This is a genomic window from Thioclava electrotropha, from assembly GCF_002085925.2.
Classification (GTDB): domain Bacteria; phylum Pseudomonadota; class Alphaproteobacteria; order Rhodobacterales; family Rhodobacteraceae; genus Thioclava; species Thioclava electrotropha.
Window position 1 is genome coordinate 29,662 of record NZ_CP053563.1, and the last position, 25,553, is coordinate 55,214.

Sequence of the window (25,553 nt, forward strand, 5' to 3'; positions counted from 1 at the left end):
TCAGGCGGTGTCGGCGGACTTGCGCGCGCGGCTCTGTGCGAGCCGATAGCTGTCGCCGTTCATCTCGAGGATGTGGACATGGTGGGTGAGCCGGTCGAGCAGAGCGCCGGTCAGGCGCTCGGAGCCGAAGGTCTCGGTCCATTCGTCGAAGGGCAGATTGCTGGTGATCATGGTGGCGCCCCGATCTTGGCGTGGAGCTCCTTCACCTGCTCCTCGTCGATCTCGGGCTTCCTTCGGCCCCCGCGCTCGAACACGCCCGACGCGCCTTCGAGCAAGGCCCGCTTCCATTGATGGATCATCGTTGGATGCACCCCGAACCGGCTCGCCAGCTCGGCCGCTGTCTCTTCACCCTTCAGGGCTTCCAGCGCGACCTTTGCCTTGAACTCGGGCGCGTGCTGCTTGCGTTTCGACATCTCTGATCTCCTTCTCGTCGAAGATCAGCAGACTGCAAATCGTAGCTTATGTCAGTGTCCGAATTTCAGGGGGTAGCTCAACAGGCTGACCAAGATGTCGGACTGAGCGCCATACTGAATCCGCTTATTTGCCCCAGTAATGGGGGCTGGCGGTTCTTTAGACCACCAATCCCACATATTTCGACATATGGAACCGGGCTATGCGCCCAGCGCCTCAGCCTCGAACGCCGCTTTGAAGTCGGTATTAGTTTGTCCCGTCTCATTGAAGAATGGCAAGCCAAGGATGGTATAGTCCCGACCTTGGAAAATCGTCTCAAGTCTTGCTTGGGCCTTCACTTGCGCGAGAAAGTCTTGCTTCCAGTCGTCCTTCGGTCGCAACTGGTCGCCCTTGGGTTCGATGAATAGCTGCAAGATCGTACTTCCCTCTTGCCCCTTCTTCCTCAGAAACAGAACGAAGTCTGGTTCAAAGGCGCGCCCGGTGTCAAAGTCGTACAGCTTCACCGCCTTCTCGTTCCTCAACAGGTAGAAGTCGTCATAGATACCGCGCAACCGGGCTTCCTGATCGTGCATATACTTGATGAAGTGCTTTTCCTGATCGGTGCCGTAGCTGTCTTCATAGGCGTGCCAGTCCTTGCCGCTCAAGTCGATCTGATCCAGTCCGGGCACGTTGCTTTCGGTCCAGCTTAGACCGGTTTCGCCTTCGATCCGCAGTTTCAGTATCTTGTCGGTGAAACGGTCCTTAATGGGGTACGGCTTGAAGTCTTTGGTGCCGATGTATTCGACGCTTTCGCGTTTCACACCGCTTTCGATCTCGTGCAGCACGTACTGCGTAATATCTAGCTTTTGTCTTGCGGTAAGGTGGGCCAAGTCATCCAGCAAGCCGCGCACGTTTACCGTCACGTCGCCCAGATAGGCGTCAGAGGTCACAAACTGCGATGCGCTGGCAAGTTGTGGGAAGTAGGTTTTCAGACTGGTGAAATGAAAGAAGTCGTTCGCGTCCATTGCAAAGCTCAGTATCGCCTTGCCGAAGTCCGCCAGCTTGAATTCGCGCGACACAGGCTCCTTGTTCGACGGCTTCAACGTCAACTGGCCACCGCCGAAGGCTGAGGCTTCCGTTACTCGACCCGTCATCAAGCTGGGATAGGTGAAGCTGCCTTCGATCTTGTAGGCATCCAGTCCGGCCACGCCATCGCGCGTGTTCTTCTTCCGGTCGTTCATCCAGACATATTCCCCGGCATACAGGGAAGTCTGTTTGAAACTGTCCTTCAACCGTAGCCGCACCGTGCGGGCGGTTTCGTCCAGCATGCCGGTTTCGCGTAGAGCGTTGCGGATGTCTTGGATGTATTTGGGATTGTGGGAACAGTGATAGTGCAGTTCCTCCAATATGCGCAGGGGATTGTCCATCGCGTTGTCGTACTTGCGCTTCTCTCGCTCCGCCTCGGGCTGATCCGGCGCCATGAAGGGGAAATATCGCGCCCCGCGCCCGATCAACTGCGCCTCGGCCATGGTGGTCTTGCCGACCTTGTTCGCCTTGCCGTCACGGGTGTCGTAAAGCCGCACGATGTCGAACAGGTTCAGAACATCCCAGCCCTCATTCAGCTTATCGACGGCAAAAATCACCCGTATCTCGTTGTCCCGGTCTTCAAGCGCGTTCAACTGTATCTGTCTTCTTTCGAGATCGGTTGGGTTGTTGACATTCACCACCTTCTCGCGACCAAAGTCGCCCTGCAGCTCGCGGGCAAAATCCGGGCCACTGAGGCCCCTTTCATCCATGATGTAGGCAAAGGCTCGTGAAAGCGTCTCATCGCCGCCAGAGGCCGCCCTGAGCGCGTCCAGTGCATCACTGGACAATCCCGCCACCATCGCGCCGAAGGCCGCTTCGTTGTCGGCGCTTTCCTTGATCGTCTTCGACTTCATCAGAATAACGGGCTTGCAGTGCAGCCCGTGCGCTTCAGCCACTTTGCGGCGATATTGGCTCAGCACCATCGCCTGCATCATCCGGTCGTCGGGCGGCAAGTCGGCCTGTCGCAACTCGATGTCCTTGGAATAGCCGTCTTCTCGGAATTGCCGCAGAGAATAATCGTACAAAATTTTGTCGTGATACTTTGAGCGGATCGCCTCGTGGCTGAGGTCCACGGTTGCAGTAAACTCCAACAGCATGTTCTCAGGGTGCTGGCCGAAAATCTCACTCACCGTGCCTTCCCAACTAGCCTTCTCCTCCGCCTCGCCCTTAGTCAGCGTCTTCTTGGTCTCGGCGTTCAGGTGGTGCGCTTCGTCCGAGATCATCACCACCTTGTAGTCACGGAAGTCCTCGATGGTGACGGCGTTCTCTTTGGGGCCTGCATGCGGGTGTGAAGCCCTTGAATGGTGGTGAAGTGGATGTTGATCGCATCCCCGCTCACCGCGTCGAACGTATCGACTGCACGGATGTCCACCGGCTTGTCGTCAATCCGCACCGCAGGCGCAAACAGATGCTTGGCGGATGCCGGGTTCAGGAAGTTGCCCTTGGTCTTCTCGATAATCTGGGCGGAGTTCACGAAGAATAGGAAGTTGCGATAGCCACGCCGGTAGAGGTCAAGGATCAACGCAGCCATCAGCACCGTCTTGCCGCTGCCCGTGGCCATATGGAACAGCAGGTGCGGATTGGTCGGGCGTTGCGGGAAGTCTTCGATGTAGTAAAGCCAGCGTTCCAGCGCTGTGACCTGATAGGGCCGCAACGTGATCTTGCCCGCTATGTTGCCTGTTATGTGGTCGGGGATGTCCTTCTTTAGCAGCCCGAGTTCAACCGCCCCGTTCAGCTTGTCGTTTAGCGTCTGGCTCATTGGTCCAGCCCATAGAAAGAGCGGGTCGCACGGGCGTCTTCGTGGGAGATGTCAAAGTCCGCATCGTCAAGGGAGCCGAGATTGACATAGAGGTGGTTGGCATCAAGGCAGTCCATCAACACGCGCTTGGCGTCGTCAATCGGAAGGGCCACGAAGTCGTCTGTGTCAAAGGTGCTCAGGTCCACGTCATAGCGCAGATAGCCGGTGGCCTCCATGTCGGCATGAATGGTTTGCAGCGCGGCCATGTCCTGCGCAGCTTCGATTTGGTCAGCAAAGGCGGAGTTTGACGCAGCGAGCTCGGCATAGACAAACGAGCCGCCGCCTTGCCACTCGACGGCTTTAGAGATGCCACCCTGTTCGCCTTCGATGACTTTCTTTAGGCGTGACGCCGGTAGGTCGCGGATATAGTCCAGTTGTTCGACAGCAATCCACTTGCGCCCCAACTTGAAGGCCACCGATGCGGTCGTGCCTGACCCTGCAAAGAAGTCGAGTACAAGGTCACCGGGTTTAGTTGCGACATGAAGTATGCGTTCCAGCAGACGTTCAGGCTTAGGCGTTAGCTTATTGGCCTCCTCTGCGCCAAAGAGTTCGTACACTTCGCGCTTCGCCTCATCAGTATGGCCCGCTTCATCATGTGGCCACCAAGTCCATGGAGCGATGCCCTCAATATCTTTGAGAAACTGTTTTCTGGACGGGACCGCATCACCATTTTTGCCAAAGTAAATGCGGTCATCTGCAAGAAGGCGGTCATACTCAGCCCTCACAACCTTCCAACAGGAACCCGCTGGTGGTTTGTGCACCTTTCCACTAGGCGCGACTATCTCGTACATCTGGTTCGGACGATAGCCTTGTGCAGATAGTGATACGCCTCTCCATAGTCCGCGCGGGTCGTCATTGGGGTTGGAGTAAACCGACTTTTGCTTTTCACCTAATGGAAGCTTGTTGAAGCTATCTTTGTAGGCGTCCGGTATCTTGGAAAAGAGCAAGATATGGTCATGCGCTGCACCGATGGCAGTTCGGTTTTCGCGTGAGTACCGCTTTTGCCAGACGATGTTTGCAATGAAGCAATCCCTCCCGAACACCTCATCCATCAATACCTTGCAATAGTGGGCCTCATTGTCATCCATATTGACGAAGATCGTTCCATCTCGGCTTAAAAGTTCCTTGGAAATCTCAAGACGACTGCGCATGAACGTCAGCCAAGCTGAGTGATTAAAGCGGTCGTTGTATTTGAAACCGTCTGAGCCAGTATTGTAGGGCGGGTCGATATAGATCAGCTTCACCTTGCCCGCATAACGCGCTTTCAGCGAGTGCAGCGCCAGCAAGTTATTGCCCTTGATAAGCAGGTTGTCGTCCTCTGACACCTCACCCACGGGCTTGGCCTTGCCCTCTGCCACGGCCTCCGCATCCCAGCGTTCCCAGCCGGTCAGCACCTTGGGTTCAAACAGCCGCGTGATGTCGTCCGGGGCCAGCGTCGTGTTCCAGAACACCTCGTTCCGGCCCCGGTCCTCTTTCGTCATGCCGCCTTCCAGCACGCAATCCTTGTAGGGCCATGCAAGCACCACGTCGCGCGACTGGCTCAGGTAATCGCCACGCACATCCGTCAGGCCGATGCGGTTCTTGAAGGCCGTGTAGCTGTCGGGCAGGAACGCCTTGTTCGACACGAAGTCCTGAAACTTCACCTTGTCGAAGACCAGCGCGCCCGCGACCTCGGTGAAGAAATGCGCCTTGATCGTGTCTGACTGCATCAACAGTTCCAACAGGCGCGGCTCCATGTTCAGCGCGGCCTCGATCACCGCGTTCTTAAGGATCGCACCATCGGAGATAAAGGCTTGGTCGGCCTGCAAGAGTTCCGTCAGATCGTCCAGCAGGTTCTGCATTGCCTCGCCCCGTTGATTGGTCTTGTTGACGGATATGTGCCTGCTCGGGCGGCGAAAATCCACCCCAGTCCTTAATTTACCCGGTAGTGGGAGAACCCAAGGTATAGGGATACCCGGATCATGGATCGGGCTGCGCACCGCATCACCGTTATGCCGGTGCTTTCAGCGTGATGGTGGGAATCTGGCCGTATCGGTCATGGAACACTGCCTCCATGACCCGGACCAGTTCATCTTTGTGTTCGGCTGCGATGATGAAGCTGTCATGCACGGGCAGGACCGGCACGCCCCTGTCCGCGAAGTGCAGCATGATCTTTTCGGCCATGTCGCTGTCTTCGCGTTGCAGGTAACGCCCGATGCCGGTGCCGAAGACGCCCGGCAACATCGGGAAGGCATCCTTGACGCGCCGACGAAACGCCTCCGCTGTCATACCATGGACGACGCTGTCGAAGTTGCGCGGCTCCTTGGTGGTGTTGTCTGCATTCAGCAGGGCAAGGAAGGTAGTTTTGGCATAATCGCGCAGCGTCTCGTTATCCGTTATGCCGGGCACAAGGCTGTAGGGGTCGGGCGGAATATCCAGTCCTGCCTTGGCGAACAGGATCGCCGGGTGCAGCCCCTTGAAGTCAGCTTCGATGGTGGACTGCCCGTCGATGGTGATGAAGGGCCGCAAGTGCTTCTTGGCGTGCTGCCACCAGCCGCCATAGAAACGCCCTCCTTGCGCGAAACTGCCTTTGTTGAAGACACGGTAGAGGTCGATTTTCTGCCCACTGTATTCATCATCGAAGTCGGCTAACGGATTGGCCGGTCGCGCCAAGGCTATGTCAGTGCCTTCCAAGAGATCGTTCAGGCGGCGCAGATTGGCACGCATTGCCTCGGTTTCCGGCGTGTCCAGGTATCGGGTTAGGTGACCTTCGGCATCTTTCAGCCTGATGACTTCATCCCGCCTGCCGATGGTGAAATCTCGGACCGTAAGGCGCGACAAGGGCAACACCGTGCGCGCAGCTTCCGTCAGCGCGTAGCGGGCCGTTTCGGCATAGTCTTCCTGTTGATGACCAGCCTTCACCATCGACACCAGACCGCGTGTCAACGCCGTCTTAATTTTCCCCAAAAGTGCCGAAGTAAAATTCCCCACTACGGCGGTTGCGGCGATCAGCCGGTTTCAGTGATCGGCGCCTCCATTCTGGTTTTTCGGTGGCCGTCCGCGGCGCTTGGGCGGTGGCGGCGGAGCGATGGGGGCGTTCGCCCTGACATGCTCGGGGATGAGGTCGGCATGGGCGCGTAGCCGGTAGCTGGCCCCTTCGATCTGGATGACGACAGCATGGTGCAAGAGGCGATCCAGCAGGGCTGTCGCGACGACCGGATCGCCGAACACCTCGCCCCATTCGGCGAAGCCGCGGTTCGAGGTCAGGATCATGGCGCCTTTCTCGTAGCGGGCGTTGACGAGCTGGAAGAACAGGTTGGCGCCGCCGGTCGTGATCGGCAGATAGCCGATCTCGTCGACGATGAGCAGCGCGGCCCGGGCATAGAACCGGATCTTTTCGGGCAATCGTCCCTCGCGTTCGGCCTGGTTCAGCGCGGTGATTAGTTCTGCGAGTGTGGCGCGGTAGACGCTTCGCCCCGCCTTTACTGCCGCGACGCCGAGCGCAGTTGCGAGATGGCTCTTGCCGGTGCCCGGCGGCCCGAGGAAGTGAACGACCTCGGCGCGCCGGATGAAGTCGAGCTGGGCCAAGGCCGCGATCCGATCTCGGTCGAGCGAGGGCTGGAAGCGGAAGTCGAAGCCTTCGAGCGTTTTGACCGGCAGCAGCTTGGCCGTGCGCAGGGCGACGTCGATCCGGCGCGTCTCGCGGGTCGCGTATTCCTCGCTGAGCAGCCCGTCGATCGCCTCGATCGCGGTGATCTCGCCCGTCTCGAGCTGCCGTATGGTGTGATCGAGCGCCTCCAGCGCACGCGGCATCTTCAAGCCGACAAGGGCGCCGCGGATACGGTCCAAAAGATCGGTCATGATGGCGCCCCCGTAGCGGCCAGGCGTCGGCCAACCGCATCATAGAAGTCGAGCGGCCGCCGTAGCCCTTGCGATGACGGCGGCGGGGCCGGTTTCTTCGGCGGTGTCTTGCGATGGGTGGGGTCGACCCGGCGGCAGGCCTTGCCTTCCAGAACCGGATGGCAGGCGATCAGTTGCCCGTCTTCGAAGATCCGAAGTTCCTCGGCGTGATGCTGGACCTCGAGTGTCCGGCGACGGGTCGTGTCGGGCACGGAATAGAAATTGCCACCGACCGAGATCATCCCCTCCTTGCTCACGCGCCGTTCTACGGTGAGGACGGCGCTGTAGGGGATCACCGGGAGCGGCTTCAGACTGGGCTGTTCTTCGGTGAAGGCCGCGTCCACCACCCGTCGGGTCGTGGCATGAACCCGGGGATTGGCGATCTCGGTTCGCCAGGCCTCGAACTGGGTGTTGAGATCGTCGATGTTGCGGAATGTGCGGGCCAAGAAGAAGTCTTGCCGGATGTAGCGGAAGGGACGCTCTACCTTGCCCTTGGTCTTTGCTCGATACGGCTGGCAGGCCCGCGGCACCGCGCCATAGTGGTTCAGCAACGCAACCAATGCGGCGTTGTAGGTGACAACTCCGGCCTCGTCTTCGCCAATCACCGCCGTCTTCATCCGGTCATAGAGGATCTCCTCTGGCACGCCGCCGAGGGCAGCGAAGGCCGCGATGTGGCAGCGCAGCACCGATTGCAGGTTCTGACTGGCAACGAACCGGCCCCAGAGCCAGAGACTGTGGCCGAGCACCAGCGAGAACAGCCAGACCTTGCGAACCACGCCCGGCTCGTCGGTGAACTCCACCGTGAACTCCGCGAAGTCGACCTGGGCCTGCTTGCCGGGTGGGGTTTCGAACCGTCTCTCGAACGGGGCGTGCCGCGCCGGGCGCACCTCGCGCAGGAAGTCCGTCACCGCGGTGTAAGCGCCTTCATAACCCAGCTCCCGGATCTCGCGTAAAAGCCGCGCGCCGCTGAGATCGGGAAAGGCCTGAACCCGTTCCTGCAGGTAGCGCTCATAGGGCTCAATCACCCGTGCCCGTGGCTGGCGCGGCCCGTAGACCGGAGCTTCCAGCCCCAGCTCGAGATACTTCCGCACCGTCTTCCGGTCGCAGCCAACCTTCCGCGCGATCGCGGTGATGCTGAGACCCTGGTTCTTCAAATTCTGGATCAAGACAATCTCCCTCAGTCCTATCACCTGCCTGCCCCTGTCGCTCTCCGTTCGGAGCATCAGGCCTGTGTCCCGCGACAGTGCCAATTCCGAATAGATGAAGTTCGGAATTGGCCCTGACGCTCACGTCTGGGGAAAATTCAAACGGCGGTTTCGGGGAGATTACGTCCGGCGGTTACAGGCGCCGGCGCCCGGACAATCTGCATCGCGCGCTCAACATCGAACCGGATCGCCTAGCCGAGGTCTTCTGCCTGCGCGACAAGCGCTATGTAACAAAGGATCTGACCCTGAAGTATGATCGCAAGCGCATCCGGTTCGAGGTCAACGACCTGACGCGCGGCCTAGTCGGCAAATATGTCGACACCTACGAATACGCGGACGGGCGCATTCTGGTCCGTGCCAAGGGCGTCGCCCTGCCCCACACGGTGTTCGACCCACACCAGAAACGCGTAACCCATGCCGCGATCACTGAGAACAAACATCTCAGCGCGGTTCTCGCGCACATCAAGGAAGAGCAGGATAAGGCCGCATCACCGCCAAAAGTCAAACCCGTCAGCGCAAAGAACGGCTACAAGAAGTCGGGCCGTAAATCGCCGGGAAGGCCTTCGAAGCTCGACGCTTACTACGCCCGCAAACGCGCCGAGCGGGAAGCACGCGCAGCCAGCCAGGGCTGCGATATATGAGGTCTCCGCCCTGTCAGGCTGCGCTAGCGTCAGCGCTCAACGGTGACATTTCTACTTGGTTGCAACACCTTGATTGCGGAAAATAGGCTCTGTTGCGCATAGCGTTGACGTCGATGCAATGACAGTGTCGGGCGTCGTAAACCCATCCATGCCTAAACACTCTCCGACTTGCTATTGCGCGACAGATGGGCCGAGAACGCCACCGCGCCCTTCCAGCGGGCTAGCTTTCGGTCGAGCTCTATCCCGACACGGTCTAACACGCTCGATAAACTGGCAAATGGGGGCGTCCAAAAAACGCTCTTAGATGTTCGCGTCCAACTCTGCCTTACGCTGCGAGTGTGCTTCGGCCTTAGAACTTCGACACGGAGGCCAACGATATTCGCGCCGTAGAAAATGGAAAATGCAATTAGGCGCCTGAACATGGTTAGCATGGAAGCGTCAGCGAATGGATCGGGCAGATCATTGCGCGGCCGGCGGCGTCCACCAACCCGCGAGTCCCTTGCTTGCACGGGAAGGATACGGGTGAGGTCAGTCCGGCAAGCCCCTATCTCACGGGATCAAAATCAGATGAACGGCGCAATGGCGTCCTGAACGATGGCGCTCAAGTCACGCTGTCGAAGAATTCGGTTATCGGCATTCCAATCCTCTGCGCCTTCAAAACGCGCCGCGGCGACAGGACCGTCTTTCTGATAGCCCTCAATTCCGTCGCCATCACAGAAACGCCGTGCGAGGATGGCTAGTGCCGTCTTCACGGTTTCGGCGTGTTTCCCGGCCAGAGCCGCTTCGAATATGGCCCGCAAGGCCTTCGTTCCACCTTTGTAATGTTCAAGGCAGTAGCACAGGTCATGCGCATCCTTTGGCTCCGCCCGGTGATCGAAGGCGAAAGCCTTGAGACAGGTGAAACTGACAATATCGGCATGCCGGATGGTCTCGGTCGTGATACCGCCGTCACCGAGCAATTCCGCCGTGATTTCAACTGTCTCAAAGTGATCCAGCACCATGGCCGAATGTGGGATGTGAATTGCCGAAACCGCGCCTTCGGAAGGCAGTTCCTGAAGCGCTCCGCCTTTTTCGTTTCCTGCGTCGGCCAGGAATTCGAGGATCAGAACCGTGCCATCGGCCAGTTCCTGTTGCCAGCGCCATGACAGCTTCTGGCCCTTGTCGTTTTCCGATCGGGTAAAACCGATGGCTCTGATATTGTCCTCAAGCGTCCGGTAAGCTTCAATGTCAGCGAGAAGTTTCATGTCCACGACGACGTCAACATCGCCCGTCCCCGCATGCACTGGTACAGCTGGAGGACGTTCCTCGATAATATAACGGGGTGTCAGACCGCCTACGAGAAAGATGGAGTCGCGCCAGGGACCCAAATGGCGGATCAATGTGACCAGTACGCGCTCGCACGCTTCGGTGACGGACTGATTGTAGCCTTGAATGGACGTTGGTTTTTTCATCGCCACACCAATTTCTGCGACCGCATATGTTCCGCCATTTCCTTGGCGCGGCCACGCTCTTCCAAAAGGTCGAGATAGACTTGTAGTGGTGAGGCTAGCAAGCCTTCGTTCTCGTCATGCATCCTGTGACGATTTTTGTTGGGGTTGCCGTCGATCACGACAAGATTTGCGCCTTCGGGAACCTCCCGCGCTCCCAAAGTTGAGAGGAGCCAGTCGCGTGTCCTCTTCCCAAACGTCCGCACCGTGAGGTGTGAGATGTTCGAGAGATATGGCGTGTAGGCTTGGGCGGCAAACTGCCCGGTAAACTCCAGATCGAAATCGTCGTAGTAGTTCGCGCCTTTGATCTCGTGAGCCATGTCCTCTGGTTTCATCCGCGGAACGTAGTATCGGGTCCGCTTCGATGCGCGACCAGCAAGAATGCTGTCCCGCCAAGCATCCAGTAGGTCATCCGGTCGGATCAGGCGACGCCGTTTCGCAGGTCCCTCCCCTTTTGCATCTAGCCAATCGCGGCGTTCAAGATCCTTGAAAGTCTCGGAGACAGTGGCCGGAGACACACCAGCATTTTCGGCAATTTCCGAGCCGGTGACCCATTCGTCTGGATGATCGAACAAGGCGTGCAAAACCTGTGCACGGGATCCTTTGAAAACATTTGCGGCCCGACGCTTGGCACGCTTGGGTTTTGGCCTCTCGATCAGCACAAACATCTCATCGACATTGAAAAAAAGCGATCCGCTCAAGTCATGATAGGCAACCTGCTCTTCCTGGAGGAAGTCCCGAGCCCCTTCTGAAACCAATCGCGCGAGGATCATGGGAACATATCGCAGGTTGGAACCATCCAGCTCCCGCAGATACCGTTTGAGCTGCCAGACGATCTCTCTTGCGTCTCTCGGGTAGACCTCGCCACGGGCCTCAATCACGAAGGCGATTTCACGACCTGCCACAACTGCATCAAGCATTGCGTCCGGGCGCAAACGGTCACCGATCCCCGCTTCAGAGGAGATTTGGCCCATGTAAGTGTTAGGAAGCGCCTCAAAGCTCTTGCTCAGGCTTTCTATAAGTTCTGGATCTATGTTCGCGTTTTCTGACATATTCACTGTTCAGCAGACTTAACATTCAATCCCCTATATTCGCCAAAAAGTCAATATTTGCTGTTCAGCAAATTTTCCAAAACGCCACCACGACTGCAGCAGTGATGCGGTTTGCTCACTCAGACCATCGCCGCGAAAAAGTTGGACCATCCGTCTGACCGTCAACTACAGGCACATTGGCTTTGCGCTATAAAACACTGTGCTCTTGAGCTGTTTGGGGTCGAAATAAGAGCGGGTTGGGTTGCTATCTAGCAGACGCTCGAAGCACACTGATCTCGACCCATCCGCGCCCCACCAAAGCTTCAAACGAAGCGCTTCCGCACCGCATCGACCGATCCATGTCCGATCGATGCAAAGCCTCGCCACACGCCCCGCCCCGTCCCCAATAGAAGATCTCTCTGCGGAAGCTTATGTTGAGCTCCTCCACCCGCGCCACTCTCACGGTCGGCCTGCGATCCTTTGGTTCGAAGGTTCGACGCCGCGCAACCGATGCCTCGCCGCCAGCGGCCTAAAGTCCGGCGTGTCCGGCTTGCTCGACGGTCGGGCATATCTCTCGATGAACCGATTTGCACGACGGCGAAACCTCGACCAGCTCAAAGCTCTAAACGCTGTCTACGTGGATCTCGACTGGCACACGACGGATGAATGGCGCGGGCAGAGCCCGGACGAGGTCGAAGCGGCGATCCTGCGCCACGTCTGTGCCTCCGACCTTCCCGCGCCCTCCGTGGTGCTGCGAAGCGGGCGTGGTTCGGCGCTGATTTGGCTCATCGATGAAATGCCGCCCCAAGCTTTGTCGCGCTGGCAATCGACGATGCGCGCACTCGGGAATGTGTTCGCACGGTTCGGTGTAGATCGTTCGAGCCAGGAAGCGGCGCGCATCTTTCGGCTTCCGGGCAGTATCAGTGAAAAGTCCAAAAGACGGGTGCGCGTCTCCGGCGGAAGCGCCGCACGGCATGACTTCGATGCGCTCTCCGATGAGATCTTCCAAGCTGCGGGACTGCCCACCCGCGCTGAATTTCAATTGCTTCGCGCAGCAAAACGCGCGAAGCGGCACACGAACGTAAATCCACGCGAGATGCCTTTCGGCCTCCCTCCGGCGGCACGTTTTCGTCAGATCCGTGATGACCTCGAAGCTATACGCGTTGCGCACGGCGGACAGCTCTCGGAGGGCTTGCGGAACACTTGGCTGCATCTCTACGCGACGTCGCTGACGCATGATCCACGAGAGACTGAACTCGCACAGAAAATCGAAGAGATGGCTCAGCTCGCGACGCCGGATCTCCCGGCGCAAGAAATCACGGCGATAATTCGCAGCGCGGAGAGACAAGCCGCACGGGATCGTGGAGCGAACCCACTCAAAGATGGCCGCTATCACTATTCTGGAGGGACAATCGCAGAACGTCTCGGAATTTCAGGAGAGGACGCACGCGCCCTCGGCCTGCGCCAGATCATGCCTGCTCACGAACGAAAGCGCCGGAAGGCAGAGGCTGAACGGAAACGGCGTGCGCGGGATGGGGCACAAAGGCGAGCGGAATATCTTGCCGAGAACAGCGCCTCACGCTGCGAGATCTGGAAAGAATACGGCCTGAGCCGAACCACTTACTACAAGCGCAAGAAGGACGGGACGCTTCCGCCTCGCCTTGTGGCACAAAGGTCCGGACAGGTCCGTGCCCGGGACAGGGGGAACCATAGGGCAGGGCCGCAGCTGGAATTCCGCAGCAGCCCGAAAAGCCCCCAGCACCGCACCCGCACCCCCTATCCGGCCACTCCACGAAAATTCTGAACGCGAAAATTTGGATTTGAACGGCAATGTCCCTCTCTCCTTTCCAACGAAAGGAATTGCCTATGCCAAGACGCCCCAAGACCTCTGACGTCGACCACGCTTCTACCCTCCTGAGTGCCGCCGACCTGCTTCGCCGCTGGCAGGCCGGGAGCGATGCGACGCTCTGGCGCGCCGAAAAAGACGGGCTCCTGATCCCGGTCCGCGAGGGCCGTCGCAGGGGCTATTCGTGGGAGACGATCTGGGCGTTCGAGGGCGGGCAGCCGCCAGCGGGACTGGAAGCCGCCTATCGAAAGCGATTGCTGACCCCTGAGCAGGCAGCGATGCGCGGGCCCTACCGACCATCGACGCTCATCACCAAGGCGCGGGAAGACACCCTGCCCTGCCGCAGGATCGGCACACGCATCCGTTTTGTCGTCGATGAGATCGATCGCTGGCTGTGCTCATGGCTTTGATCGTCGCCACCGCGCCTGAACGGGAAAACCGCCATTTGAACGGGTTTTCTACCCCTTTGAACCAAACACCCCCCGAACTTCATGGGCCAAATCTGCGTGAGCGTCTCGTTCATCTTGGTCCGAATGAACGCGCCACTCAGCAGATGAAATCTTACCAGCAAGGATGAAATAATGACTCTCAACGATATCTACCTCGCCCTGCCCAATCTCTATTCCGAGTCCTCGGCAAAGGCTTACGGCGCAGCGTTTCGCCGCGTCGAGAAGCTGACCGGCCGAACCCTCAAACAGGTTCCCGCAGATGACGTCGCCTGGACCGAGATCGCCCGACATATCGTCTGGGCCGGGGAGTTTCGGGCCGGGACGCCGAAAGCGGCAGAGCGCGCGTTTCATACCTGGTCAGGAAAAATCAGCGCCGCAATTCGGAAAGCGCAGGAGGCGACCGCGTCAGCGCCGGTCGCTCCCGATGCGCGCCTCGCATGGGATCAGTTGATCGATTACGCGAAGCGCGTGCAGAACCGCCCAGGGCCTGATGGGAAAAAACAGCTGCCCGGAATGGCAGATGTATCGCTCGCAAATCTGCGGGCGCGAGTCGGGCATGTTTTTCCCGCAGAACTCGATACCGGTGCGGCCACCGAAGCACTCTCTTGTATCCCCGCGGACAAGACCGCATCGTTTCGTCGCTCGATCAAGCTCCTCGACAAGATGATCACCCGGAGGGACCGGCATGAAGAAATCGCCGCCCTGCTCCCGACATCGCCGGTGGGGCCGCTTCGGGGACTGCGAGACGCTCCGCTCGACTGGAGTGCGCTACCCGCATCCTTGGTCGCATCCTGCGACACGGCGATCGAGAGGGCTATCAATGTGGAGCGGCCGCAGCGCGATCGTTTCGGAGGCAAACTCGGCACAGACCCGCTGCCGCGGCGGAGCAAAAATAAGCGCAAGATCCGCAACCCTGAAAACCGCCGCAAGAACCATCGTCAGGCTCTGTCCTGGCTGATCCGGCACACATGGGAGGACCGCACACCGCCCCCTGACGTCACTCGGCTCGAAGACCTTCTGACCTCCAAGAATGTCAAAATGGCGACCGCAAAATACGCGGAGAGAACGAAACAAAGCAAAACCCTCAAGACGGCCAAGGAGACGTCTTCGACGCACTCATGGCTCGCGACCCTCGATACGCTCGCGAAGCGCAATGACCTCGGTGACGGCGTGCTCGATGCGATCGCGGATTTGCGGTTCTCCGACACCGTCCACAGTGATTATGCGAACGAGATGGCGGCAGAACGCGCGGCGTTCCTAAAGATCCTGGATCACAACCCCGCAGTGGTTCAAACCATCCTAACAGGTCCGCGCGTTCTGGCACGCGAAGCGCGACGCGGACTTGATGGGTGGGACAAATTGGGGGCGCACGCCCAGACCGAGGCGCTGCATTTGGCGATGGCCTCGGCAGCGATGGCGCTCCAGCTTTCGCGACCTCTGCGGACGCGCAATATCCACGAGCTGACAATAAGCGGGCAAGGCGCCGAGCTCTGTCTCCCGCGTCGCAAGGGATCTTTGGCGATGATCGAGATTGCCCGGACGCGTGTGAAAAACAATCGCGACATTTTCCACGAGGTGCCGGCGGTTCAGTGGAAGACGCTCGCGCTCTGGATCGAGGAAGGGCGTGACAAGTGGTGTGCGAACCATGACATCGATCCCGATCTCAATCCTTACCTGTTCCCGGGCATCAAGAGCGGTGAGGCGATCTCGCGGGGCACATTCAACAAGTTTTGGAATCGGGGGATGTCGCGCATTGGAGTGATGGGCCTCAATCCGCACCTGATGCGGCATGTCGGCGCGACGCTCTACATCGCTCAGAACCCCGGCGCCTACGGCGTCGTTGCAGACCTGCTGGGCGACAAAATCGACACGGTGCAGGCATTTTACGCGCGTGGAGCTGGACGCGAAGCGTCGCGTCTCTTTGCCGAAGTGATCCAGCGCCTAGACCCGACGCTCCACCTTTCCTGAGGAGGCCTCATGGCTCATCAACCTTTCTCCCGCGCCGAGCGGGTCGCACGGCTGCTTGCGCGGATGCAGAATGTCCCGCGCCCTGTCGCCCACGCGGTTGCGGAGGCAGTTGTTGAGGGCACGTTCAAGGGGCGCGGAGCACCCGCCGCGCTCGAGCGCTTCTATGCCGCCCTCGCGGCGGCGGGCCGAACGCCCGAAACTGCAAACCGCGAAGACTTCGAGGCGGCCGCGAGCAGCCGGACGAGTTACCGGACTTTGATCTCGGCCCTTACGCGGTTTGATCCCACCGTGCCGCTTGCCCCGGCCCGAGACGTGACGAAAAGCTGGGATCGCTGGTTGAACTCGACCTACGGCAGCAAACCGAAGAAACCTCGGCGATCCACCCGGATCGCCGCATTGCCCGAGCAATGGCCAGCGCCTTGGCGCGAGGCCCTCCCTCTTCTCGACCGGGTCGTTCGCCGCGGTGAGACGGTCTACAAGCCGCTTCGGGAAAAGTCGCGCGCGTCCGTCGTCGCCGCCATCGGGACCTGCGAAACAGCCCGGACCTGGGCTATCGGGCGCGGCATCGCGCTGGGTGACGCCCTATGCGCCGATATCGCCGAGGTATTCCTACGCTATTTACTCGTCGAACGCGGGATCTCGGCACGCTCCGCCGCAGACTACTTCGAGCGTGTGGAAGGGTTCGCCTATCGCGGGAGACTCTTCGACCGGGACGCCGCGGAAGCTTTCGCGGATATCCGCGGGCAGTTGCGAGCTGAAACGGAAGATCAGCCGGAAGGCAAACGCGCAAAGGTTCAGGGCTTTCTGAAGGCGTTCGACTTGGCCGATATCCTGCATGCGGCCGCACGATTTTCCGAGGCCGCAACGTCTTGTCGGGGGGACAGTGCCCAAGCCGAACGGCTCAGGCGCAAGTCCGTCATCTTCGGGCTACTGGTCAACGGGTCGGACCGACAGGGAGACCTGTCGGAGTTTCGGATTGGCCGTGAAATCTCGCGATTGCCAGACGGCACTTGGGAGGTGGAGTTTCGACAGGCAAAGACGCGACGCAAAAAGGAACTGGGTGCTCTTTGGCCCTTCACGGCCCGGCTTCTCGACGCCCATGTTTTGGCCGATCGTCCTTCGTGGCAAATCAAGGACCGCATGGCGGAGCTCGACGGAATGAACCTGCTCAGTCTGGGAGAGGACGGCTACGACACCTACCACCCGAGCGCCCTTCTGAAGCAGGAGTTCGGGATTTCGGGCCACCTCATCCGGACCTTGGTCACAAACCTGATCCGCACCGAAGAGCCGGATGCGGCATGGGCAGCACAGGCGCTCCTCGGGCACTCGAACCGCTATTCGCAGCGCGCTTATCTTACCGATTTCCGCGTCACGGCATCCGTGCGCGAATGGCAGTCCACGATGGCGGACCTTGAGAAGAAAGTCGCGCGAGCAACAGTCTACGACGAAGCGTCATAAGACGCGCTTCGTCCGCAATTTCGGAAAAGCCAGCCGCCCCTCTCTGCAATTCAAAAATTGCGCGACAGGCATATCTTTGGCGCCCCGCGGCGCCTGGACGTCTGACCGAGGCGCGCCCAACTTTTTAAGAAAATTCGGTTTTGGAATTTCCAGACCGGAACGATCTCCCTTTCAGGTCGGGCAATGAGGCCCGCCACACGCAGCTATTCGTTGAATGCCATTCATCAAATCAATCAACGAATGATTACACCAAGACCGAGGTTACATGACTGAAAAAAGCACTGCAGGGCGGAAGCCCAACTACACCGATGACGACATCGCCGATGCGATCGCCGATCTGCGTTTCAATGGTCGGGACTTGAACGGGAAGAACGTTTGTGCCTGGCTCAAGGCGGCGGGCATCGCGAAAGCCCCGAGCACGGAAGCCGTCAAAAAGGTCATTCAGCGGTTTCTTGAGCGTGAAAATGAAGATGAGCAAAGGCGGCTGCTTGCTACGTTGCCGGCGGGCATGATCGAGGGGCTCCAGCCTGGTATGGAGGAGTTGACCTCTCTTGTTCATATGTTGCTCGCCCGGGCACATCAGGACATGCAAAAGGCGACCAAAAGCTCGCTCGATGCGGCGAACACTTCCATGGAATATCGCGACAAGCGCATCGCCGCGTTGGAGGATGACCTCGAAGGGTCGATCGAGCAAGCGGAGCAGCTGACCGAGCAGCTCGCGAAAGCGCAGAAACGCATCGATAGCCTGCTCACGGAGCGCCAGAAGCTCCAACACAAGGTCACGAAGCTCTCAACCGCGAAGACAACTCTCGAAGATGTCGTGAAGTCGTTCAAAAACCCTAAAGGTGGGTAAGGGGTGTCTGCTGTCCGGCGGACACAGATGCGCAAGCGCGCTCCGCCGGATGAATAGATCGGATGGGCTGAGATGTCCGCCCCGATCACTTCGATCGGGGCTCCAGAGCGTAGACGCAAGGCAAAGATGGGCGACGCCACAGCGCCTTTCTGCGTTTCGTGCATTCGAGAGGTGGTGCGGCCCGGGAAGGGCGTATTCCGTTGAAAAACTCGCGCTTGATTGCTGGGCGTGGCGCTGATTCAATTCCGACATCAGGTGGGAGGATTGGCGATGATGGGACCGAAGCAGGAAGCTCAGCCAGCGCTGTTCTATGAGTTTTCGCTGGAGGACCATGTTCCGCAAGATCACCTACTTCGATCCATCGACCGGTTCGTCGACCTGAGCGGCATCCGTGCTCATCTTGCGGATTTCTACAGTCACACGGGCCGTCCGTCTGTCGACCCCGAACTGCTGATCCGCATGCTTCTGGTCGGCTATTGCTCCGGCATCCGGTCCGAGCGGCGCCTCTGCGAAGAGGTGCATCTGAACTTGGCGTATCGCTGGTTCTGCCGGCTCGACCTTGCTGACCGGGTGCCGGATCACTCCACCTTTTCGAAGAACCGCCATGGCCGGTTTCGTGACAGCGAGCTGCTACGCCACCTGTTCGAGATGACGGTCGCACGCTGCATCGAGGCAGGCCTGGTGAGCGGGCAGCGCATGGCGGTCGATGCCAGCCTGATCGAGGCGGATGCGAACAAGCAGAACTCGACGCCGAAGGAAGAGTGGGACGCCTCGCAAATCGATCCGACGGATGCGCCCCGCGCCGTTCGCGAGTATCTTGAGACGCTGGACGAGGCCGCCTTCGGTGCCGCCAGCGAGGTCCAGCCCAAGTTCACCTCGCATTCCGACCCGGCCAGCCAGTGGACGGCAGCGCGCAAGGGTCCGGCATTCTTTAGCTATTCAGACAACTACCTGATCGACACGGATCACGGCGTCATTGTGGATGTCGAGGCGACGCGGTCGATCCGGCAGGCGGAGGTCGGCTCGACACGCACCATGCTGGACCGGGTGAAGGCCAAGTTCGATTTGCATCCCGAACGCCTGATCGCGGATACCGCCTATGGCACCGGGCCGATGCTGGGTTGGCTGGTCGAGCGCAAGATCGCGCCGCACATCCCCGTCTTGGACAAGTCGGGCCGTAACGATGGCACCTGGACTCGGGCCGACTTCGAGTGGGACGCCGAAAACAATCAATACATCTGCCCAGAGGGTCAGACGCTGAAGCAGTTCCGCCGGAACTATTCCGACCCGAACAGAGGACCGACCGGCAAGGGCGTCGCCAAATACCGCGGCTTGAAGCACATCTGTCAGGCCTGCCCTTCGAAGCAGCACTGCTGCCCGAACATGGACTTCCGGTCCATCACCCGCGAGGAACACGAAGACGCCCGCCAGGTCGCCAGGGACATCGCAAAGACCAGGCAATACGAGGTCTCGATGAAGCTTCGGAAGAAAGTCGAGATGCTCTTCGCGCACCTCAAACGCATCCTTGGCCTCGGACGCCTCCGACTACGTGGCCCGTGCGGCGCAAATGACGAATTTCTCCTCGCCGCAACCGCCCAGAACCTCAGGAAGCTGGCGAAGATCTTTCCCGCACCGCAGCAACCGCGGAAAGCCTTATAGGAAAGGCAGTCGCACATCACGAAAGCTTCCAATTTCTGCAATCGCGAACGGGTGTTTTTCCACAGAATCGGCGGAGAGCAGACGTTCGCTGCAAAGACAAAGTGGTGCCTCTATCGTTTGGAAGCGGCCATTCAGGGCACGCTATCCCACAAATTACCGCGGCGGTTTCCTTCAAAGAAAGAGTAGGCACTCCAGCTTCGAGTTGCCTCAAACGTTTTCGGCTGCCCGGTTGAACGGCACGGGGTTTGTCGATTTAGGAAATCTCCAGCGCTTGAGCAGAGATTTCAGGCCTACTGCGCCTCCGCCTTGAACCGTAGGAGGCGGAGCGCGTTCATCGTGACCAGCACCGTCGCGCCGGTATCGGCCATTACCGCGATCCAGAGACCGGTGAGACCGAGCAGCGTCGTCACCAGAAACACCCCTTTCAGCCCGAGCGCGATGGCCACGTTCTGACGGATGTTGGCCATCGTCGCGCGCGCTAGCCGGATCTGCTCGACGACATCGGCAACCCGATTGCGCAGCAGCGCTCCGTCCGCGGTCTCGAGGGCGACATGGGTGCCCGATCCCATCGCGATGCCGAGATGGGCGGTGGCGAGCGCCGGGGCATCGTTGATGCCGTCGCCCACCATCATCACATGCGCATCCCGCGCCAGATCGCGCACCGCCGTAACCTTGTCCTCTGGCAGCAGCCCGGCACGGGCTTCGATGCCCAGCCCGTCGGCGATCGCGCGGGCCGTCACCGGGTTGTCGCCGGTCAGCATGACCGACGAGATACCCATCTGCTTGAGCGCGGAGACCGCCTCTGCCGCATCGGGGCGCGGCTCGTCGCGCAGCGCGATAAGGCCCAGAAGGCGCCCAGGCGTGAAGACGCAGACGACGGTCTTGCCCGCGCTTTCGAGGCGGCGGGCGGTAGCGCTGTCGGCGGCGCCGAGAATTCCCGTTTCGTTTGCAAGGCGCGGCGCCCCGACGTTCCAGACCTCGCCGTCGATCTTGGCGCGCGCGCCGCGGCCCGGGATCGCCATGCCTTCAGTCGCCTCGGGCACCACGATAGAGCCCGCCTCCGCCCGTGCGAGGATCGCCTGTGCGAGCGGGTGGTTGCTGCCCGTCTCGACCGCTGCGGCGGTGGCGAGAAGGTCGGCCTCGGTCCCGTTCAGGGGCAAAAGATCGGTGATCTGCGGCCGTCCCTCGGTCAGCGTGCCGGTCTTGTCGAAGGCGACGAGGCTGGTTTTAGCCGCTGTCTCCATCACCGCGCCGCCCTTCATCAACAGCCCGTGGCGCGCCCCGGTCGAGAGCCCGGCGGCGACGGCGGCAGGCACAGAAATCACCAGCGCGCAGGGGCAGCCGATCAGCAAGAGCGCGAGGCCGCGATAGATCCACGTCTCCCAAGGCGCGCCGAAGGCGAGCGGCGGCACGATCGCGGCCAGAAGCGCCACGCCCACCACCGCGGGCATGTAGACGCGGCTGAACCGGTCGATGAACCGCTCTACAGGGGCGCGGGCGCTTTCAGCTTCCTCGACGAGATGCAGGATGCGCGAGATGGTGTTGTCCTCGGCGGCTTTCTCGACGCGGATGCGCAGCTCGCCTTCGGTGTTAATCGCGCCGGCGAAGACCGCGTCGCCGGGCTCTTTCAGGACTGGCACGCTCTCGCCGGTCACAGGGCTTTCATCGACACCCGAACTGCCTGAGACGATGACGCCGTCCGCCGGGATGCGGTCGCCCGGGCGGGCCTGCACGATCTGCCCGATGTCGAGGCTGTCCGCCGGAACTTCTCGGATCCGGTCTCCGCTGACGAGCCGCGCAGTCTTCGGCACAAGATCGGCCAGCGCCCGGATCGAGCCGCGGGCGCGCGACGCCGCAAGCCCTTCGAGCATCTCGCCGACAGCGAAGAGGAAGACGACGAGCGCGGCTTCCTCCGCCGCCCCGACGAAAAGCGCGCCGATCGCGGCGATGCTCATCAGCATTTCGATGGTGAAAGGCATCCGCGCCCGGGCCATCAGGGCGGCCCGCCGCGCCACGGGGGCGACGGCGATCACGGTGACGAGCACGAAGACCCAATGCGCAATCGGGCCGCCGACCAGCAGCTCCACCACCCAGGCGGCGGCCAGCAGAAGCCCAGTCGCGATCAGGTAGCGTCCCTTCGGGGTCGCATACCACGCGGGATCGGCAGGCGGCGTTGGCGCGCTCTCGACCGCAGGCGTCTCATTCGTCTCGCTCGCCGCCGGAAGGGCACCCTCGGGAAGAACAAATCCGCCCTTGGGCTTTTCCGGCTCAGCCCCTTTGGCCGAGACGCCATAGCCGAGGCGGCGGATCGCCTTCTCCACGCTTTCGCGCGAGGTGGTCGCCGTATCGAGCCGCAACCGCAGCCGCTCGTTCATCAGCGTCACCTCGACCCCCTCGACACCGGGCAGAGCCTCGACGGCACCGCGCACCTTCGCCGCGCAGGCGCCGCAATCCATGCCCATCACGCGCCATTCCTGAAGGTCTGCTGTCTCGGTCATCTGCTGTCCTCTCGCGTGGTTTTCTCGACAGCGAGGAAGATGGGAGCTACAGCAACTATAGGTTCAAGGGAAAAATTCGCCCTCACGCGACCGTGATAGGAGCGACATGCATACGATCGGAACATTGGCCCGCCGCACCGGAACCAAGGTGCAGACGATCCGCTATTACGAGCAGATCGGCCTGATGCCCGAGCCCGGGCGGACCGAGGGCGGCCAGCGGCGCTACGGCGATTCCGATCTCGACCGGCTCGCCTTCATCCGGCACTCGCGCCAATTGGGCTTCCCGCTCGAAGCGATCCGCGAATTGCTGGACCTGTCAGATCATCCGGCGCGCGATTGCGGAGCTGCGGATTCGATCGCGCGGCGGCAATTGCGCGAGGTCGAGACCCGGATCGCGCGTCTCCAAGCGCTCAGGAGCGAACTGGAACGGATGATCGGCGAATGTCGGGGAGGGACAGCCTCGGAGTGCCGGGTGCTGGAGGTGCTGCGCGACCACTCGGAATGTCTCGCCGAGGACCACGACGCGATAGGCTGACCCCGTAGCATAGGGGCCGATCAGCGGAGCTTCCGGAACAGGCTGAACTGGAAAGACTGCAGGTTGCCTGAGGGCGTCGTGTGTTTCTGGAACCGTTTTGCCACCAACTCGAAATCGGGGCCCAGCACACCGCCAAGGGCCTCCGGACTGTAGCGACGAACGGGAAGGCCGCTGCAGGTCTCCGGCCCGTCAGGAGCGAAGGTCACGATGATCGCGTGCCCCCCAATGCGCAGGGCACGAGACAGGCGCGTCACATAGGCAGCCCGATCCGATGGATCGACCAGAAAGTGGAACACGGCGCGATCATGCCAGAGGTCATAGACCCGCTGGGGCGACCAGCGCGTGATATCGGCGACGATCCACTCCACGTCCGCGCCGCGCGGCCCAAGCCGGGCACGCTGGGCGTCGAGGGCCGCCTGGGAGAGGTCGAGAACGGAAATGTCGCGCAGGCCACGCGCGATCAAGCCGTCAACGACCCGCGAAGTGCCAGCGCCCACGTCGATCACCCGAGTGTCCGGCGTCAAACCGGCGCGTTCGGCAAGTTCGAGCGAGATCTCCGGAGCGTCCTGATGCCAGCTGAGGTCACTGTCACTCTTGTTGCCGTAGATCCGATCCCAGTGATCCTTTCGCGCTTCGTTCATCCAAGTCCCCTATTCGCTGGCTATAATAGCATTGCTATCAAGGCGCCTGGTGTTCGTGATCCATATGCTTTTTCAGATTTTGACGCCGCCCCGCCCAGGGTTCGACATTTCAAAGTTTTCACCTTTGACTCCAACGTTCTCAAGGCCAAAGCTTCCAAAGATAGATACCGTAGCCCGCGATTAGCGCCAGCCCCTCCCATCGGGTGATCCGTAGCCCGGTGGTCGCGAAGACCACCAGAAGGAGTGAGACAAGAACCATCAGCGGGGCGTCGAATCGCGCGATTTCCTCGGGCACGCGCGACGGGGCGATCAGCGCTGTCGTCCCACCGATGCCGAGAATATTGTAGATGTTTGATCCGACTACATTTCCGAAAGCCACCTCGCCCTGACGCTTCAGCGCCGCCACGATCGAGGTGATCAGCTCGGGCATCGAGGTGCCAATCGCCACGATGGTCAGACCGATGACCGTTTCCGAGACGCTAAAAGCCCGCGCGAGCGATACGGCGCCACCAACCAGCAATGAGCCACCGAAAACCACGAGGCCCAATCCGGCGAACGCGAGCAACAGCGGCATGAGAATACCGTGAGGTGCATGCGGTGGCGCGAGGCCGGGAACCGCGTCAGCAAGGGCCACCGTCTTGTCGTAGATCGCGCCGCGGTCAGCGTGCTGGCGTTCCTGATGGATCACGAAGCCCAAATAGCCGACCAGCGCTGCGATCAATCCAACTCCGGCGATCCGCCCCATCGGAGCGAACGGCGCGACCCCAGCGAAGACGACGGCGACGACCAGCATCACCATCGCATCTCGTCGCAGGGCGACGCGCGCCACAACGAGGGGCGCAATAACGGCAGAAACGCCAGCGATCAGAAGGATATTCGCGATGTTTGAGCCCACGACGTTGCCGAAGGCGATGCCTGGCGATCCACTCAGACCGGCCTGAACCGATGTCACCAGTTCCGGTGTCGAGGTGCCGAACCCCACCAGTGTCAATCCGATCACAAGCGGTGAGATACCGATCCGCTCAGCGGTCTGGACCGCCCCGCGGACCAAAAGCTCGCCTCCGACCACCAGCGCGACCAGCCCCGCCAGAATGGGCCCCCAAATCTCGAACATCTCAGTCCATCCCTATGCGGTCATCGCCGCTTACCGCACGCCAAATGGCGGTGGCGCGCGCGGGTATCAAGAGAGTTGCGCAAGATGTGTCGCGGTGTAGAGCAGCGCTCCGGCATGCGTATCAACGGCAGCAACTGGCCGTCCATGAACGGCGACCCGGTAGCAGACACTAAGCGGAGGTTGCTTCCATCATGAGATCTCATGTGAAGTCTGGGCGAATTGTCATTGCATTTTTGAAGGCCTCGCATGCAGATGCGATCACATAGTCAAGTCGACCCGTAGCGACATCGAATAAGGCCTTTGTAGATCAGGATGTTGCCTGAATGGCTCGACCGTCTTCGCGCCACTCAGGCAGACCGCCGTCAAGACGACGAGCGTTGAAGCCATTCTTGCGCAAGAACGCCACGGCTTGGTGAGCGTAGACACAGTATGGACCACGACAATAGGCCACAATCTCGGTGTTTCGGTCGAGATCCGTCAGGAACTTGTCCAGCTCCGTCACGGCCATGTTGAGCGCGCCCGAGATATGGGCATCGGCGAACTCGTCGGCGGGGCGCACGTCGAGGACGGTCACCGACCCTTCACTCAGTCGAGCGGCAAGCTCGTCGCGGTTGATCGGTTCCGGCGCGTCTCCGCCGTTCGATAGCCCGCGCAGAATCTCCCCAACCTGTGCGAGGTTCCTGTCGGCCACATCGCCCAAAATTCCCAACAACGTCAGCGTTCTCGCGTCGGTCAGCCTGTAGATTATCGCCTTGCCGTCGCGCCGATTGGTGACAAGGCCAGCGTGCCGCAATTGCTGCAAATGCTGCGAACAGTTCGCGACAGTGAGCCCGGTTTTTTCCGCAAGCGCCTCTACCCTGCGCTCGCTCTGGGCGAGCTGCTCAAGAAGCATAAGGCGTGCGGGGGCCGACAAGGCCCGCGCGACAAGGGCGTATTCTTCGAGAAGGGCCATCTTCGGGCTAATTGACATGGGCTGCCTCGGGATATTACATCATTCAATCGAATAATTGAATGA

At 60.4% G+C, this 25,553-nt stretch carries 19 protein-coding genes and 3 pseudogenes; 8 read left to right on the forward strand and 14 right to left on the reverse strand.

The window, feature by feature from the left end; translation table 11 throughout:
- The 8 genes and pseudogenes from AKL02_RS20535 to istA all read right to left on the reverse strand — a co-directional run.
- Window positions 1–192, reverse strand: a pseudogene (locus AKL02_RS20535) (ATP-binding protein); the annotation flags it as partial.
- 55 nt (window positions 193–247) lie between these two features.
- Window positions 248–413: pseudogene (locus tag AKL02_RS20540) on the reverse strand (transposase); the annotation flags it as partial.
- Between the two features lie 198 nt (window positions 414–611).
- Window positions 612–2,699 carry a DEAD/DEAH box helicase family protein gene (locus AKL02_RS20545; protein ID WP_269780202.1) on the reverse strand — a complete coding sequence of 696 codons (2,088 nt, stop codon included), beginning with the start codon at window positions 2,697–2,699 and terminating at the stop codon, window positions 612–614.
- Entirely contained in the window at window positions 2,699–3,235 is a 537-nt protein-coding gene (locus AKL02_RS21225) for a DEAD/DEAH box helicase family protein (protein ID WP_198453320.1), read from the reverse strand. Before AKL02_RS21225 ends, AKL02_RS20545 begins: the two co-directional genes overlap by 1 nt.
- Complete coding sequence (locus tag AKL02_RS20555) at window positions 3,232–5,115, reverse strand: DNA methyltransferase (protein WP_083080440.1); 1,884 nt, start codon at window positions 5,113–5,115, stop codon at window positions 3,232–3,234. The genes AKL02_RS21225 and AKL02_RS20555 overlap by 4 nt, the downstream gene beginning before the upstream one ends.
- A gap of 148 nt (window positions 5,116–5,263) precedes the next feature.
- The gene (locus AKL02_RS20560; RefSeq protein WP_198453321.1) at window positions 5,264–6,199 is read right to left on the reverse strand and encodes a hypothetical protein; all 936 of its coding nucleotides are present in this window, start codon (window positions 6,197–6,199) and stop codon (window positions 5,264–5,266) included.
- Between the two features lie 72 nt (window positions 6,200–6,271).
- A complete protein-coding gene (gene istB, locus AKL02_RS20565; RefSeq protein ID WP_083080375.1) occupies window positions 6,272–7,114 on the reverse strand; it encodes an IS21-like element helper ATPase IstB in 843 nt (280 codons plus the stop codon).
- A complete protein-coding gene (istA, locus tag AKL02_RS20570; protein ID WP_083080372.1) occupies window positions 7,111–8,343 on the reverse strand; it encodes an IS21 family transposase in 1,233 nt (410 codons plus the stop codon). Before istA ends, istB begins: the two co-directional genes overlap by 4 nt.
- Window positions 8,344–8,504: 161 nt before the next feature.
- Between istA and AKL02_RS20575 the strand changes: the two are divergent.
- Window positions 8,505–8,999, forward strand: a pseudogene (locus AKL02_RS20575) (ISNCY family transposase); the annotation flags it as partial.
- A 563-nt stretch (window positions 9,000–9,562) separates the two neighbouring features.
- Here the strand turns inward: AKL02_RS20575 and AKL02_RS20580 are convergent.
- A complete protein-coding gene (locus AKL02_RS20580) occupies window positions 9,563–10,450 on the reverse strand; it encodes a nucleotidyl transferase AbiEii/AbiGii toxin family protein (RefSeq protein ID WP_083080465.1) in 888 nt (295 codons plus the stop codon).
- Window positions 10,447–11,538: a MarR family transcriptional regulator gene (locus AKL02_RS20585; RefSeq protein WP_083080463.1), complete on the reverse strand. Its 1,092-nt coding sequence runs from the start codon at window positions 11,536–11,538 to the stop codon at window positions 10,447–10,449. Before AKL02_RS20585 ends, AKL02_RS20580 begins: the two co-directional genes overlap by 4 nt.
- A 520-nt stretch (window positions 11,539–12,058) precedes the next feature.
- On the opposite strand from AKL02_RS20585, the gene AKL02_RS20590 reads away from it, so the two are divergent.
- The 6 genes from AKL02_RS20590 to AKL02_RS20615 all read left to right on the forward strand — a co-directional run bounded on the left by AKL02_RS20590 (window position 12,059) and on the right by AKL02_RS20615 (window position 19,750).
- On the forward strand, window positions 12,059–13,321 hold the full coding sequence (locus tag AKL02_RS20590; protein WP_198453323.1) for a hypothetical protein: 1,263 nt from the start codon (window positions 12,059–12,061) through the stop codon (window positions 13,319–13,321).
- A gap of 62 nt (window positions 13,322–13,383) precedes the next feature.
- Window positions 13,384–13,773, forward strand: a complete 390-nt coding sequence (locus AKL02_RS20595) for a helix-turn-helix domain-containing protein (RefSeq protein ID WP_083080451.1) — start codon at window positions 13,384–13,386, stop codon at window positions 13,771–13,773.
- A 171-nt stretch (window positions 13,774–13,944) separates the two neighbouring features.
- The gene (locus AKL02_RS20600) at window positions 13,945–15,780 is read left to right on the forward strand and encodes a site-specific integrase (RefSeq protein WP_083080449.1); all 1,836 of its coding nucleotides are present in this window, start codon (window positions 13,945–13,947) and stop codon (window positions 15,778–15,780) included.
- 9 nt (window positions 15,781–15,789) lie between these two features.
- Window positions 15,790–17,238 carry a hypothetical protein gene (locus AKL02_RS20605; protein WP_083080447.1) on the forward strand — a complete coding sequence of 483 codons (1,449 nt, stop codon included), beginning with the start codon at window positions 15,790–15,792 and terminating at the stop codon, window positions 17,236–17,238.
- A 265-nt stretch (window positions 17,239–17,503) separates the two neighbouring features.
- The gene (locus AKL02_RS20610) at window positions 17,504–18,091 is read left to right on the forward strand and encodes a hypothetical protein (protein WP_083080445.1); all 588 of its coding nucleotides are present in this window, start codon (window positions 17,504–17,506) and stop codon (window positions 18,089–18,091) included.
- A gap of 270 nt (window positions 18,092–18,361) precedes the next feature.
- The gene (locus AKL02_RS20615) at window positions 18,362–19,750 is read left to right on the forward strand and encodes an IS1182 family transposase (protein WP_198453197.1); all 1,389 of its coding nucleotides are present in this window, start codon (window positions 18,362–18,364) and stop codon (window positions 19,748–19,750) included.
- A gap of 290 nt (window positions 19,751–20,040) precedes the next feature.
- On the opposite strand, the gene AKL02_RS20620 is transcribed toward AKL02_RS20615, so the two are convergent.
- Window positions 20,041–22,248, reverse strand: a complete 2,208-nt coding sequence (locus AKL02_RS20620; protein ID WP_232621814.1) for a heavy metal translocating P-type ATPase — start codon at window positions 22,246–22,248, stop codon at window positions 20,041–20,043.
- A gap of 106 nt (window positions 22,249–22,354) precedes the next feature.
- Between AKL02_RS20620 and AKL02_RS20625 the strand changes: the two genes are divergently transcribed.
- Entirely contained in the window at window positions 22,355–22,783 is a 429-nt protein-coding gene (locus tag AKL02_RS20625) for a MerR family transcriptional regulator (RefSeq protein ID WP_083080176.1), read from the forward strand.
- 20 nt (window positions 22,784–22,803) lie between these two features.
- On the opposite strand, the gene AKL02_RS20630 is transcribed toward AKL02_RS20625, so the two are convergent.
- The 3 genes from AKL02_RS20630 to AKL02_RS20640 form a co-directional block, all read right to left on the reverse strand.
- Window positions 22,804–23,424: a class I SAM-dependent methyltransferase gene (locus AKL02_RS20630; protein WP_083080179.1), complete on the reverse strand. Its 621-nt coding sequence runs from the start codon at window positions 23,422–23,424 to the stop codon at window positions 22,804–22,806.
- 139 nt (window positions 23,425–23,563) lie between these two features.
- Window positions 23,564–24,538 (reverse strand): calcium/sodium antiporter, encoded by a 975-nt coding sequence (locus tag AKL02_RS20635; RefSeq protein WP_083080182.1) that lies wholly within the window; start codon window positions 24,536–24,538, stop codon window positions 23,564–23,566.
- 307 nt (window positions 24,539–24,845) lie between these two features.
- The gene (locus AKL02_RS20640) at window positions 24,846–25,508 is read right to left on the reverse strand and encodes an ArsR/SmtB family transcription factor (protein WP_083080184.1); all 663 of its coding nucleotides are present in this window, start codon (window positions 25,506–25,508) and stop codon (window positions 24,846–24,848) included.
- Between the last annotated feature and the right edge of the window lie 45 nt (window positions 25,509–25,553).

Bases quoted from the DNA above. Each gene is read 5' to 3' on its own strand.
- AKL02_RS20545 (WP_269780202.1), bottom strand. From the start codon at position 2,699: ATGATCTCGGACGAAGCGCACCACCTGAACGCCGAGACCAAGAAGACG.
- AKL02_RS21225 (WP_198453320.1), bottom strand. From the start codon at position 3,235: ATGAGCCAGACGCTAAACGACAAGCTGAACGGGGCGGTTGAACTCGGG.
- AKL02_RS20555 (WP_083080440.1), bottom strand. From the start codon at position 5,115: ATGCAGAACCTGCTGGACGATCTGACGGAACTCTTGCAGGCCGACCAA.
- istB (WP_083080375.1), bottom strand. From the start codon at position 7,114: ATGACCGATCTTTTGGACCGTATCCGCGGCGCCCTTGTCGGCTTGAAG.
- AKL02_RS20580 (WP_083080465.1), bottom strand. From the start codon at position 10,450: ATGAAAAAACCAACGTCCATTCAAGGCTACAATCAGTCCGTCACCGAA.
- AKL02_RS20585 (WP_083080463.1), bottom strand. From the start codon at position 11,538: ATGTCAGAAAACGCGAACATAGATCCAGAACTTATAGAAAGCCTGAGC.
- AKL02_RS20595 (WP_083080451.1), top strand. From the start codon at position 13,384: ATGCCAAGACGCCCCAAGACCTCTGACGTCGACCACGCTTCTACCCTC.
- AKL02_RS20600 (WP_083080449.1), top strand. From the start codon at position 13,945: ATGACTCTCAACGATATCTACCTCGCCCTGCCCAATCTCTATTCCGAG.
- AKL02_RS20605 (WP_083080447.1), top strand. From the start codon at position 15,790: ATGGCTCATCAACCTTTCTCCCGCGCCGAGCGGGTCGCACGGCTGCTT.
- AKL02_RS20610 (WP_083080445.1), top strand. From the start codon at position 17,504: ATGACTGAAAAAAGCACTGCAGGGCGGAAGCCCAACTACACCGATGAC.
- AKL02_RS20615 (WP_198453197.1), top strand. From the start codon at position 18,362: ATGATGGGACCGAAGCAGGAAGCTCAGCCAGCGCTGTTCTATGAGTTT.
- AKL02_RS20620 (WP_232621814.1), bottom strand. From the start codon at position 22,248: ATGACCGAGACAGCAGACCTTCAGGAATGGCGCGTGATGGGCATGGAT.
- AKL02_RS20625 (WP_083080176.1), top strand. From the start codon at position 22,355: ATGCATACGATCGGAACATTGGCCCGCCGCACCGGAACCAAGGTGCAG.
- AKL02_RS20630 (WP_083080179.1), bottom strand. From the start codon at position 23,424: ATGAACGAAGCGCGAAAGGATCACTGGGATCGGATCTACGGCAACAAG.
- AKL02_RS20635 (WP_083080182.1), bottom strand. From the start codon at position 24,538: ATGTTCGAGATTTGGGGGCCCATTCTGGCGGGGCTGGTCGCGCTGGTG.
- AKL02_RS20640 (WP_083080184.1), bottom strand. From the start codon at position 25,508: ATGTCAATTAGCCCGAAGATGGCCCTTCTCGAAGAATACGCCCTTGTC.